The following is a 12,770-nucleotide window of genomic DNA, read 5'->3' as shown; positions in this document are numbered from 1 at the left end:
TGTGCTCGCTTATTGGATGCGGTACTTGAACTCGCCGTTCTTGCCGACGCCGACCTTGATCTTCTCGACGCTGCCGCCTTCGGCCATGCGCGTCAGCACCGACTCGGCAATCTGCGGCAACAGCGTGCCGTTGAGGATGTGGTCGACCGCGCGGGCGCCGGCGTCCACTTCGGTGCAGCGCGCGAGCACGGATTCGACCAACGCGTTGTCCCACTGGAACGTGGCCTTGTGGTTGGCCGCCACCCGGTCCCGGATGCGACCGAGCTTGAGCGTGATGATCTCGGCCAGCACGTCGTCGGAGATCGGGTAATACGGCACCACCTTCATGCGCCCGAGGAATGCCGGCTTGAACGTCTTGTACAGCGTCGGGCGCAGCAGTTCGGCCAGCGCATCGGCGTCGGGCAATTCGTCGGCCGCCTTGTTCAGGCACGCCTGCATGATGGCCGATGACCCGACATTCGACGTGAGGATGATGATGGTGTTGCGGAAGTCGATCGGGCGGCCTTCGGCGTCGTCCATCTCGCCCTTGTCGAATACCTGGAAGAACATCTCCAGCACATCGGGGTGGGCCTTCTCTACCTCGTCGAGCAGCACGACGCTGTACGGGTTGCGACGCACCGCTTCGGTCAGCACACCCCCCTCGCCATAGCCGACGTAGCCCGGCGGCGAGCCCTTCAGCCCCGACACGCTGTGCGCTTCCTGGTACTCGCTCATGTTGATGGTGATGAGCTTGCGTTCACCACCGTAGAGGATGTCGGCCAGCGCCAGCGCCGTTTCCGTCTTGCCCACGCCGGAAGGGCCGGCAAACAGGAACACGCCGCGCGGCTTGTTCGGGTCTTCCAGGTTGGCGGTGGCGGTGCGCACGCGCTGCGCGATGGCATCCAGCGCGTGGTCCTGCCCGATCACGCGGGCGGCCAGCAGCGGCTTGAGGTTCAGCACCGTGCGCAGTTCGTCCTTGACCATGCGGCCGAGCGGAATGCCGGTCCACGCCGAGACGATCTCCGACACCACATGGCCATCCACCTGCAGCGGCACCATGGGCGATTCGCCCTGCAGCGCGCGCAGCTCTGCGAGCAGCGTGGCCAGTTCGTCCTGCTCGTCTGTTTTGTCGGCAGCGCGCTTACGCTTGGGGATCGAGACGACGTCGCTGTTGGCGGCCACGGGCAATGCGTCTTCCTCGCCGGCCTCGGCGGTACCGCTTTCGCGCGCCTCGCGCAGCGCCTGAATGCGAGCGACCAGCGCGCGCTCCTGCGCCAGACGTTCGGTGTTCTGCGCGACGCGTTGCTCCAGCTCCGTGCGCCGCTCGTTCAGCGCCTTCAGGCGCGCGTCGTGCCCGGCACCGGCGCTTTGCTCGCGCTCCAGCGCGTTGATTTCACCCTTCAGACGTTCCAGCGTTTTCTGGTCGTCTTCAATGGCACCCGGCGTGGCGCTCTGGCCCAGCGCCACCTTGGCGCACGCCGTGTCGAGCACGCTGACGGCCTTGTCCGGCAACTGCCGGCCGCTGATATAGCGATGCGACAGTCGCACCGCTTCGGTAATGGCTTCGTCCAGCACGCGCACGCCAAAGTGGCGCTCCATCAACGGCGCCATGCCGCGCAGCATGGCGGCTGCCAGCGCCTCGCCCGGCTCTTCCACCTTCACGACCTGGAAGCGCCGGGCCAGGGCGGCATCTTTTTCGAAGTACTTCTTGTATTCGCTCCACGTGGTGGCGGCGATCGTACGCAGCTCGCCGCGCGCCAGGGCCGGCTTGAGCAGGTTGGCTGCGTCGTTCTGGCCGGCTTGCCCGCCCGCGCCGATGATGGTGTGCGCTTCGTCGATGAACAGGATGATCGGCTTGGGGCTCTTCTTCACCTCGTCGATCACGTTCTTCAGGCGGCTCTCGAACTCGCCCTTGACGCTGGCGCCGGCCTGCAGGAGGCCCATGTCGAGCGTGCGCAGCGTCACGCCCTGCAGCGGCGGCGGCACGTCGTTGGCGGCCACGCGCAGCGCCAGCCCTTCCACCACAGCGGTCTTGCCCACGCCCGCCTCGCCGGTGAGGATCGGGTTGTTCTGGCGGCGCCGCATGAGGATATCGATGACCTGGCGGATCTCGGCGTCGCGCCCGACCACCGGGTCGATACGGCCGTCGCGCGCCGATTGCGTGAGGTCAACGGTGAACTGGTCGAGCGCCGGCGTGGCCGTCAGCGCTGCGGCAGGCTTGGTGCCGTCGCCTTGCGATCCGCCTGCGCCGGCATCGGCCATGTCGACGGCCTGCTCCTGCTCGCCCGAGCCGGCGGTCATGCGGTCGAAATTGTGCTTGAGGCGGTCCGCATCGATCTGCCCGAACAGGCGCGAGCCGCGCTGTGCGAGCGCCGAGAGGCTCGGTTCCGTCAGCAGGGCCAGCAGCAAATGGCCGGAGCGGATGCGCGTGATTTGCGAATCGAGCGAGGCGATCAGCCAGCCGTGCTCGAACAGCTTGGGCAGATACGGAGAAAACGCCGGCGTGCGCGTATTGCCGGTCTGGAAGCGGCCGATCTCGGCTTCAAGGTCGCGCTGCAGCGCGGCCAGGTCGATGCCGCTGGCGCGCGCAGCCACGGCAAAGTCGCTGCGGGGGTTTTCCAGCAGCGCGAGGAACAGGTGTTCGAGATCCACTTCGTAGTTGCCGCGCGCCATGCACAGCGACGCGGCGCGCTCGGCGGCCTGCCGGCTCGTCGCATTGAGCTTGGCGATCAGGGTTTTGAGTGGGATGGCCATGGCGGCAGCGCTCCGAAAGAATCGATGAATGTGTCGGTGTCAATGCAGCGGCGCGAGGGTGTATTGCGCATCGCTGCGGTCCTGCTGCGCGGGGCGGGAGCACAGGAAGGTGTCCCAGCCGAGGCGGCCGTCGTTGCTGCCGCCGCGTGTGCCGAGCGTGCTGCCCGCCACGTCCTGCTGGCGCAGGATCAGCTTGATCTCGAACTCCAGCGTGGTGCCGCACAGGATGGTCAGCATCTTGCGCAGCGCCAGCGAGCCCGGCGCGCCCGGCAGGAAGTTGCGATACTGCGCGCGCTTGAGCGGCCCGGCCCACAGGCGCACGCGCAGATCCCGCTGCCAGACGCGCGCGCCGGCCAGCGCGGTGGCGCCGAGCACGTTGTTGGTGCTGCCCAGCCGCGTGTATTGCGACGCCGGCACGCGGTACCACGCGCCGACGAACTGCTCGACGCGCACAGGCGCCTGGAAGTAGTCCGACAGCACGCGCTGCAGGTACGCCGCAGAGACCGGCCGATGCCGGATCGCGGTGGCATAGCCGGCCAGCGCCTCATCGAGGATGGGCCCGGGCGTGGCGGAAAGATCGCGGCGCAGCGACTTGTCGCCGGCGCCCGCGAGCGACAGCAACAGCGGCAGGTAATGACGGTTGTTGTCGACTTCGTACTGGAATGGCAGGCGGTATTTCTTCCACGCGAGGTAGAACAGCGCGGTGGCGCGGTTCGAGAAGATGTCGAAGAACGCGCGCGCGGCGCGGTCGCGCCATACGGTTTCGCGCTCGGCGACGATCTCGGTGTAGCGCAGCGGCAGAGCGCCCTGCCCGCCCAGCATGCCGAAGAACGTCGGCGTGATGGCAAGCGTATCGAGCGCGCCCTCTTCCCATGCGGCGATGAAGGCGGCGTCGTTCTCGAGCATGGCGGGCGTAACGCCCTCGGCCTCGATCCCTTGCAACTCGCTCGGCGGGAATGCCAGCGACAACGTATTGCGAAAGCTCAGCCGCGTGGCCAGCGCCTGCTCGGGCGCGATGCCGCCCCTGCGCGCGAAGAGCTGCTCCAGCAGGCGCACTGCCTGGAAGAACTCGTACCGGTGCGGCTGCTGCAGCAGCCGGCGGATCACACCAGGATCGACTCGCCGCTGCGGGGTGCGCATTTGATCAATTCCTTGCCACTGCGGCGGGACACCGCAATCAGCTGCACAAAGCTGTTCATGTGGACGTACAGCCCGAAGAAGTGGTCCAGCACGCGGATGAACCGATGCAGGCCCGTGCCGACAAAGGCGTCTTCATCGAGCGTGAGCCGCACTTCCAGTCCGCGCACGAACGTGGCGAACGGCTTGCCGGCCAGCCACTGCGTCGTGGGTCGGTAGTCCAGGCCGACAATCCCTTCGATCTGCCGGGCAGAGATGGCGCTGCGCGGCAGGTCGTGCAGGCGCAGCATCTCTTTCAGCGTGGGCAAACCGTTCTGCACCAGCGACAGATGATTGAGCGCGAGCAGCGAGATCAGCCGCCACTGCGCCGCACGCCCGCCGCCAAAGCGCATCGACGGCGTCGGCTTGCGCAGGAAGGTGATGTTGCGTGCAATCGAGCTGCCCTCCATCGACAGGTCTCCATCGGGCTGGCCGAACGCCAGCGTCGAGGGCAGGTCGCGGTTGGTGCACGTGACGGTCAGGCTGAGCGTATCGGTCTGCGGGCTGACGGGGTCGAACTGCGTGTCGACGATGGAGATTTCCGTCTCGAACCCGGGGCTGCGCTGCGCGACGAGTTCGTTGCGGCGCGCGAGCCAATAGTGGCCGGCACGGCCGGGTTCCTCGCCGTGATGCAGCGAATAGAACGGCCGGAACTCCGTCACCTTCTCGTGCGCGGCGGTCTCGCGCACCAGCTGCACGTTGTCGATGGAGTAGATGTCAAAGCCGTGCGCGCGCCGGCTGTCGGCCACGACCGGGTAGGCGCTGGCGGTGTGCTCAATGCGGATCGGGTCGGCCTTCTGCTGGAACAGGTTGACCACCGGTGTGCAATGCAGGCGCAGGTGCTCGGGCTGCAGGTTCTCGAGCAGGCGCGCGGCGTGCGAATCGCTGCGCACGTCCTTCAGCACGAGATGCAGCGTCAGCCGGCGCACCGGCACGCCGGGCGTCATGCCCCCCCGTACTGCGGCGAGGTCGATGTCGAAGAAGTTGAACTTCTCGGCAAAGCTGAAGTGCTCGGTCAGCAGCCGATAGGCCGGGTGCGAGCGGGCCGGGCAATCGATCAGCGATTCGCTCTCGGCAAAGCCCACCTCGTGCAGCGGCACGCGGACGAGGCGTTTCCACACGCCGGCGCGTTCCGCTTCGACGTACGCGGCGGCGGTATGCAGGAACAGGGCATCGCCCAGCGCGGCAACGAACGACGGCTCGCCGTCCATGTAGACGCGCAGCCTGTCCATCGCCAGGGACTCGAAGCCGCCGCGTTCGCCGGCATATTCCAGCGTGAGAGCGATGGCGCCCGTGGCGCCCTTGGGCAGCTGCACTGCGGCCGGCGCGGAAACTGCGCGCTCGAACGTTGCCTGCGCGATGCGCACGGGGGCGAACGTCACGTCGTACGCCGTACGGAAGCGGCACTCGACCTTGCGCACCACGCGCGTGGTCAGGAACGTGCCGCGCGGCACGGTCACGGGCGCACTCAGCTGCGAGGCCACGCCGCGCACATCGAAATGCGCCACCGAGCACGACGGAAACGGCCGCAGGTAGTGCGGATACAGCACCTCCAGCAGCGCCTCGGTAAATTCCGGATAGTCGTCGTCGAGCTTCTTGCTGACCCGTGCGGTGAGGAAAGCAAACGATTCGATCATCCGCTCGACGTGCGGATCATCGCAGCCGTCGCCGGACATGGCGAGCCGGCCGGCGATCTTCGGATACCGCTCGGCGAAGTCGCGCGAGTACCGGCGCAGGAAGGCCAGTTCTCGTTCGTAATAGGGCAGCAGCTCTTCCATTTCGTGGCGGTCCGGTGGCGGCCCTGCCGGCGTGATGCCGCGCAGCGCCGTGCAATCTCAGCCGCGTCCGCGCGACACGGAATAGCGCAGCGTGGACGGTTGCAGCATGGCATCAAAACTCACGGGTTCGCGCGCAGGGCCTACCAGCAGCACGGCGCTGATGCCGAAACACAGCGCATTGGTTGCCCGCTCGTTGATCTCCAGCGACACGTTCACATGCTGTAGGCGCGGCTCGTGCCGCTCGATCGCCTTGGTGAGCGACTGGCAGATGTAGTTGCGGTCGTAGAAACTCGCGAGGCTCAGGCCGGCAAAATCGTTCAGCCCATATGTGAGCAACGACCGCTTGCACTCGGGCAAGCCTTGCAGGTCGTCTTCCTCAAGCACGATGCGCGTGTTGAGCAACGACTCGATGTCGCGGGCCACGGTGCTCTTGAGTTCCTCCAGCGACAGCTGGCGCAATGCGGTGGGCATGGGCGCGTGGGGCTCGTCGTCGAAGAGCTTGTCGAGCAGGCTGGGTTCGAAGCCTTTCATGTTGCGTACCAACGCGAGCACCGCAGCGCGTGGCTGCGGTGCTCGCCGTCAAGACACCAAACGTTAAACCGAGTAGGTCTTGTCGTTCTTGGTGAGGCTCCAGGCGCCCTGCGAATTGCCGCCCTGGCCGCCGGCGCCCTTCTGCTGCGTGTACTTCCACTGCACGGCGGCGTAGCGCAGGCTGAACTTGTCGCTCGGGATGCCCTCGGCCACGACCTGCGAAGCCACCTCGCTGATGATGGCGTTCTTCAGCTTGATCTCGAGGTACTTCACGCGGTTGCCTTCGCCGTCTGCACGGAAGAACTCGACGGTGACTTCACCGAAGGTCGTGCCGCCGGAGGCGTGCTGATACAGCAGCGGGCTGACGACGTCGAGGTCCTTCGTGAAGACCATGTCGCGGTGCTCGCAGCGCTCGGCGGTGTGGCCGCCCGCGGTGGACGCGGTGGCCGAACGCGGCTGGACGATGTCCTGCGACCAGCTGTTGATCTCGATCCAGTCCTTGTGATCCTTGTCTTGCGACTCGCCTTTGATTGCCGGGCTGTCGAACTTGACGTAGATATCCTTCATACAGAGACCCTCTTCAATAGATTGGTTGTTGGTACTGCAACGGGTAACGAGCGTAACGAGTGGTTAAGCCCGAACATTCCCCCCCGGGGAGAGTCCGGTCAGGAATCAAGCATCAAGCGTTGGCCGACTTGGGCAGATCCGCCACCAGGCGCAGCGAGATCGACAGCTCGTCAAGCTGGAAGTGCGGCCGCAGGAACGCCACCGAGCGGTACGTGCCCGGCTTGCCCGGCACTTCCGACACCTGGATCGAGGCCTCGCGCAGCGGGAACTGCGCCTTCTGTTCTTGTGTGGCGTTGTCGTCCAGCAGAACGTATTGCGAGATCCAGCGGTTGAGGAACGTCTCGACGTTCTTGGCCGAGGCAAAGCTGCCGATCTTGTCGCGCATCATCGCCTTCAGGTAATGCGCCACGCGCGAGACCGAGAAGATGTACTGCAGCTGCGCGGACAGCACGGCATTCGCGTTGGCGCTGTCGGTGTCGTACTTCTTGGGCTTCTGCACCGATTGCGCGGCAAAGAAGGCGGCGTAGTCGGAGTTCTTGCAATGCACGAGCGGGATGAAGCCGAGGTCGCTCAACTCCTTCTCGCGGCGGTCGGTGATGGCGATTTCGGTGGGGCACTTGAGCGCGATCTCGCCGTCGTCGGTCTTGAAGGTGTGTGTCGGCAGATCCTCGACCAGGCCGCCGCCCTCCACGCCGCGAATGGCCGCGCACCAGCCGAAGTCGTCAAACGCCGCGGTCAGGCGTGCACCGAACGCCCAGGCGGCGTTGCACCACAGGTACTTGCTGTGATCGGTGCCGTCCACGTCTTCAACAAAGTTGAAGCTCTCGACCACGGTGCCGTCCTTCGGGTTGTACGGCAGGCGGCCCAGGAAGCGCGGCAGCGTCAGCCCCACGTAGCGCGAGTCTTCCGAATCCCGGAACGACTTCCACTTGGCGTACTCGACCGTGTCGAACACCTTGGCGAGGTCGCGCGGTTTGCCCAGGTCGGCAAACGACTCCAGACCAAGCAGCTCCGGCGATGCCGACGAGATGAACGGCGCGTGCGCAGCCGCGGCCACGTGGGCCATCTGCTCGATGAAGTAGACGTCTTCGGGCTGGCGCGTGATCTCGAAATCGCCGATCAGCGCACCGAACGGCGCCCCGCCGAAGGTACCGAACTCTTCTTCGTAGACCTTCTTGAACAGCGCGCTCTGGTCGAAGTCGATGGCGGTCTTGAAATCCCGTACGAGATCGCGCTTGGTCGCATTGAGCGCCTTGATCTTGATCATCGTGCCGGTCTGCGTTTCCTTGACCAGGTAGTTCAGGCCGCGCCAGGTCGATTCCAGCTTCTGGAATTCCGGCGCATGCATGATCGCGCTCAACTGCGACGAGATCAGGCGATCCAGCTCGGCCACGCGTGCATCGAGCGTGGCAGAGAGGTTGTCGGACACCACCACGGTGCCGCTCAGCACCTGGTTGGCAAGCTCGCCGATGATGTCCTTGGCGCGCTCGCGCTCGGAGTCGGACTTCGCGACGCGGCTCTGCTCGACGATGCTGTCAAGCAGGCTGACTTCCTCGGCAACCGAGGCGCCCTGTGCAGCGGATTGGTTCTCAAGCATCGTCGCCTCCGTTCTTCCTGGCGCTCAGCTTCTTAGCGTTTTCGGTGTTCTTCAGGACTTCCGACAGCAGGTCTTCGAGCTTGTCGTTGCCTGCCATCTTGTTGCGCAGGTCGGCCAGCTTGGAGCGGGCCTCCAGCAACTGGCGCAGCGGCTCGACCTGGCTCACCACGGCTTCGGGGCTGAAGTCTTCAAGCGAGCGGAACTTCAGGTCGACGCCAAACTTGCCGCCCTCTTCCGTCAAGGTGTTCTGCACCTGGAACGCCGCGCGCGGCTCCACGGCGGCCATCACGTCGTCGAAGTTGTCGCGGTCGATGTTGACGAACTTGCGGTCGCGCAGCTTGGGCTGCTGCACTTCCGACTGTCCCGACAGGTCGGCCACCACGCCCACCACGAACGGCAGTTCCTTTTGCTCGATCGCGTCGCCTTTCTCCACGTCGTACGTCAGTTGCACGCGCGGCGGGCGCACCTTCTGCAGACGCTTCTGCACACTTTCTTTCTTGGCCATCACGTTCCTCCAGGGAGCAGAACCAGTGCAGCGGTTCAGCGCAGCGCGCCGAACGGGTCGCTACCGCCGGCGGCGGCACCGGTGGCGGCGGCCGGCGCGGCAGAGCCATGGTTGGCGGCTTCGGCGGCCGGCGCGGCACGGCGGGTCACGCGGCGCTTGACCGGCGGCCGGGCCGGCTGCTCCGCCGGGAACAGCACCTGTTCGCCCAGCGTGTCGCGCAGCATCTTGGCCAGCACCTGCGCATCGGTCTTGACGTCGCCGGCCAGCGCGCTGTCGGCACGCAGCTCCTGCAGCGAGCGGCGCGCCACGCGCAGGCCGCTCACAGCCAGGATGCTCTTGGCCTGGCGATCGGCGTTATCGCGCTGCAGCGCTTCTTCAGCGGCCAGGATGGCCTGCGGATATTTCTCGGAGCCGAACTGCAGCTGCGCGATGCGCACCCACGGCTCGTCACGCGTGGGGTTCTGCTTGGCGATCTGCTGATACAGGTCGATGGCCTTGTCCTGCTGACCGCCCTTCGCGGCGGCTTCGGCCTCCGACATGCTTTGAGTAAAGGCCTCGTCAGTCTGCGGCCCGGGATTGGACGTTGCGCAGCCCGTGATGAGGGCGGCGGCGCCAGCCAGCACGATGAGGGAACGGAGAAGACGGGAAATGGGCAGGGTTTTGGCCACGGCGAGACTCTTCAGAAGTTCAAAGTGGTACGTCGATATCCAATCGAATTCGCCGGAATCGGCGAGTTAAATGTTGGTCTCGACTGGCGCGAAATAGTACACTCCGCTCGTCGCCGTTGACAACCAAAAAGACATTATTAAGAAACCGAAACATTCCTTTGAATTCAAGAGCTTACCGAAGCGCCTTGCGTCGGGTTTCGATTATTAAGAAACCGAAATATTTTCGTGTTGCGTTTATTAAGAAATCGAAACATTGGCCACGGATGGCCGGTTTTGGTGTATGTGTCGCAGCGGGACAGAGAGAATTAAATAATCAATAACCCAGGCATGAACATAATGAAATTCGGTGCGAGTTGGCGGCATTCTGGGGCGCAGCGGGGCTGCGGCAGCGCCCGCCAGCACCGCCTCGCCACGGCATGGAAATGCGCGCTGGCGACGGCCGTGGTGGTCGGCATGGCGGGGTGCTCCACGGGTGCGAGCGTGCTGGCCGGTGCCGCCAACGGTGCACTCGAGGCGATGGGCCTGAAGCCGTCGAACGTGCCCGACGCGCAGAAGCCGCCGCGCGAAGTGCCGCTGAAGATGACCGCCGGTGCCAATCTGAATGCCGCCAACGACCGTCGCCCTGTCGCGCTGGTGGTGCGCCTGTATTCGTTGAAGGATCCGACCAGCTTCCTGCAGGCGCCGTACGACACCTTCATCGACCCCGCACGTGAAAAGCAGACGCTCGGCGCAGACCTGGTCCAGGTGCGCGAGATGACGCTGATCCCGGGCCAGCGCTACGACTTCACCGAGAAGGTCTCGCGCGAGGCCTCAACGCTGGGCATCGTGGCGCTGTTCCGCAGCCCCGCCGCCCAGCGCTGGAAGTTCGCCTTCAACACGGAGAAGAACGAGAAGTCGGGCATCGTCATCGGCCTGCATGCGTGTGCCATGACGCTCACCACCGGCACGGCAACCACGCCGGCCGGTGCCGTGCCGCTGACCGACCTGAACCTGCTTTCCCCCGCAAGCTGCGGCAGCTGAACAACAAGGGCCAACGTGAGTTACTCCGCAAAGATTCTCTGGGGCGAGGGGCTGTTCCTGCGCCCGCAGCATTTCCAGCGCCAGGACGCCTATCACGAGTCTCGCCTGCACGCGACGGCGCAGATGATCCAGCCCTATGGATGGGGCGTCCGTCATGCGCGCTTCGACACCGATGCGCTCGCCAGCGGCGTGCTGCGCGTGATCGAGCTGTCGCTGTTCTTCCCCGATGGCGAGCTGTATTTCGCGCCGCAGGCCGATACGCTGCCGCCGCCACTCGTGCTCGATGCCATTCCGGCCGGCGTATCGGAGCTGACTTTCCACATCGCGCTGTACCCGCTGCAGGACAACGGCGGCAACTACCGTGAGCAGGTCGAGGGCGCATCGGTTTCGCGCTTCGTCGGCATGGAGGAAGAAACGGCCGACCTCTATACCGAAGCCGAGCCGGCGTCGATCACGTACCTGAAAAAGTCGGTCAAGCTGATTGCCGAGACCGAGCCGCGCGACCAGTTCATCTCGCTGCCCGTCGTGCGTGTGCGGCGCACGGGCACCGGCGGCTTCGAGCTGGACGAGAGCTTTGTCGCGCCGAGCCTGTCGATCAACGCATCGGCCGTGCTGTATCAGCGCCTGCGCCGGCTGCTCGACGCGCTGCAGGCGAAGGTGAACGCGCTGTACGGCTTTCATCGCGAGCCGACCAAGAACATCATCGAATTCCGCTCCGGCGACATTGCCTCGTTCTGGCTGCTGCATACGGCCAATGCGGCGTTTGCGGCGCTGTCGCACCTGTATCACCACCCGAACCTGCACCCGGAGCGCCTGTTCCAGGAGATGCTGCGCCTGGCCGGCGCACTGATGACGTTCACCAAGAGCTACACGCTGGCCGACCTGCCCGCCTACGACCACGACAACCCCGGCCCCGTGTTCGCCAAGCTCGACACCATCGTGCGGGAGCTGCTCGATACGGTCATCTCGACGCGCTACTTTGCGATTGCACTGGAAGAGACACGCCCGTCGTTCCACCTCGGCCGCATCGACTCCGGCAAGATCGACGACGAGACGAGCTTCTATCTGTCCGTCTCGGCCGACATGCCGGTGGCGGAGCTGGTGGAAGCCATTCCGGCCCGTTTCAAGGTGGGCGCGCCCGACGACGTGGAGAAGCTCGTGCTGTCGTCCATGCCCGGCGTGCCGCTGACTTACACGCCGCAGGTGCCGCCAGCCATTCCGGTGCGCCCGGGCGCGTGCTATTTCGCCGTCGAGCCGCGCGGCATGCTGTACGAGCGCATGCTGCAGGCGCAGACCCTCACCATCTATGCCCCGGCCGGCATCCGGGAACTCAAACTTGAACTGATCGCGGTGACTTCATGAGCGCTACCACCACCCCTTCGCTGTTTGGCGGCTCGGCTCCCGGTTCGGGCAATGCAGGCAACGCAGCGGCGGATGCACGTGAATCGAACATGCATGCGCGTACGCTGCTGGACCTGCTCTACGACGGGTTCTTCATGCTGTTCCAGCTGCGCAACGGCCAGCAGCCCACCAGCGCGGAGGATTTCCTCTCGCGCGTGCGCGCCTTCCTTGAAGATTTCGACCGGGGCGCCAAGCGGCTGAACGTGTCGGCCGAGGACGTCTTCGATGCCAAGTACGCGTTCTGCGCGGCCGTGGACGAGACCATCCTGTCGTCGAACTTCTCGATCCGCCCGGCATGGGAGCGCCGCCCGCTGCAGCTCGTATTGTTCGGCGAACAGCCCGCCGGCGAGACGTTCTTCGTCAAGCTCGAAGAACTGCGTGCGCATGGTGCGCCGCGCCTGCAGGCGCTGGAGGTGTTCCACATGTGCCTGCTGCTGGGCTTTCGGGGCAAGTACATCCTGGAAGGGCCGGAGAAGCTCGCTTACCTTACCGCGCGCCTGGGCGATGAGATCTCGGCCATCAAGGGCAAGCGGGCTGCGTTTGCACCGCACTGGCCGCTGCCCGACAAGGTCGCGCACACGCTCAAGCGCGAAACGCCGCTGTGGATCTTCGGCGCGGTGTTCGCACTGATCGCGCTGCTGGCCTTCCTGGGGCTGTCGCACACGCTGCGCACGAAGACCAACGAAACGCTGGAAGGCTATTCGCAGGTCATCAAGCTCGGGCCGCGCTTTTCGCACCTGACCATTTCGCTGCCGTGATGGCCACGATGGGCCGCGTGCCCATCCTTCTGCAGA

Annotated in this window: 11 protein-coding genes; 3 read left to right on the top strand and 8 right to left on the bottom strand. The window is 65.4% G+C overall.

From position 1 onward, the window contains the following. Window positions 1-9: 9 nt before the first annotated feature. The 8 genes from tssH to KHN96_RS05410 all read right to left on the bottom strand — a co-directional run bounded on the left by tssH (window position 10) and on the right by KHN96_RS05410 (window position 9,555). Entirely contained in the window at window positions 10-2,733 is a 2,724-nt protein-coding gene (tssH, locus tag KHN96_RS05445; protein WP_062738245.1) for a type VI secretion system ATPase TssH, read from the bottom strand. Between the two features lie 39 nt (window positions 2,734-2,772). Beyond that, complete coding sequence (gene tssG / locus KHN96_RS05440) at window positions 2,773-3,873, bottom strand: type VI secretion system baseplate subunit TssG (protein WP_062738244.1); 1,101 nt, start codon at window positions 3,871-3,873, stop codon at window positions 2,773-2,775. Continuing rightward, window positions 3,837-5,687 (bottom strand): type VI secretion system baseplate subunit TssF, encoded by a 1,851-nt coding sequence (gene tssF / locus KHN96_RS05435; RefSeq protein WP_062738243.1) that lies wholly within the window; start codon window positions 5,685-5,687, stop codon window positions 3,837-3,839. The genes tssG and tssF overlap by 37 nt, the downstream gene beginning before the upstream one ends. Before the next feature lie 57 nt (window positions 5,688-5,744). After that, entirely contained in the window at window positions 5,745-6,218 is a 474-nt protein-coding gene (gene tssE / locus KHN96_RS05430) for a type VI secretion system baseplate subunit TssE (protein WP_062738273.1), read from the bottom strand. A 63-nt stretch (window positions 6,219-6,281) separates the two neighbouring features. Beyond that, window positions 6,282-6,785 carry an Hcp family type VI secretion system effector gene (locus KHN96_RS05425; protein WP_062738242.1) on the bottom strand — a complete coding sequence of 168 codons (504 nt, stop codon included), beginning with the start codon at window positions 6,783-6,785 and terminating at the stop codon, window positions 6,282-6,284. Between the two features lie 112 nt (window positions 6,786-6,897). Beyond that, complete coding sequence (gene tssC, locus KHN96_RS05420; RefSeq protein ID WP_062738241.1) at window positions 6,898-8,382, bottom strand: type VI secretion system contractile sheath large subunit; 1,485 nt, start codon at window positions 8,380-8,382, stop codon at window positions 6,898-6,900. Beyond that, complete coding sequence (tssB, locus tag KHN96_RS05415) at window positions 8,375-8,887, bottom strand: type VI secretion system contractile sheath small subunit (protein ID WP_062738240.1); 513 nt, start codon at window positions 8,885-8,887, stop codon at window positions 8,375-8,377. Before tssB ends, tssC begins: the two co-directional genes overlap by 8 nt. Before the next feature lie 35 nt (window positions 8,888-8,922). Next, window positions 8,923-9,555: an outer membrane protein assembly factor BamD gene (locus KHN96_RS05410; protein WP_062738239.1), complete on the bottom strand. Its 633-nt coding sequence runs from the start codon at window positions 9,553-9,555 to the stop codon at window positions 8,923-8,925. 336 nt (window positions 9,556-9,891) lie between these two features. On the opposite strand from KHN96_RS05410, the gene tssJ reads away from it, so the two are divergent. The 3 genes from tssJ to icmH are packed head-to-tail and all read left to right on the top strand — an operon-like array spanning window position 9,892 to window position 12,734. Continuing rightward, window positions 9,892-10,575, top strand: a complete 684-nt coding sequence (gene tssJ, locus KHN96_RS05405) for a type VI secretion system lipoprotein TssJ (RefSeq protein WP_373271721.1) — start codon at window positions 9,892-9,894, stop codon at window positions 10,573-10,575. 15 nt (window positions 10,576-10,590) lie between these two features. Further along, the gene (gene tssK, locus KHN96_RS05400) at window positions 10,591-11,937 is read left to right on the top strand and encodes a type VI secretion system baseplate subunit TssK (RefSeq protein WP_062738237.1); all 1,347 of its coding nucleotides are present in this window, start codon (window positions 10,591-10,593) and stop codon (window positions 11,935-11,937) included. Next, on the top strand, window positions 11,934-12,734 hold the full coding sequence (gene icmH / locus KHN96_RS05395; RefSeq protein ID WP_115044530.1) for a type IVB secretion system protein IcmH/DotU: 801 nt from the start codon (window positions 11,934-11,936) through the stop codon (window positions 12,732-12,734). The genes tssK and icmH overlap by 4 nt, the downstream gene beginning before the upstream one ends. Window positions 12,735-12,770: the final 36 nt, after the last annotated feature.

It is taken from the genome of Ralstonia mannitolilytica, from assembly GCF_905397375.1.
In the GTDB taxonomy this organism is placed as follows: domain Bacteria; phylum Pseudomonadota; class Gammaproteobacteria; order Burkholderiales; family Burkholderiaceae; genus Ralstonia; species Ralstonia mannitolilytica.
Note: the sequence above shows the minus strand (reverse complement) of the source record. Positions and strands in the feature narration are given on the sequence as shown.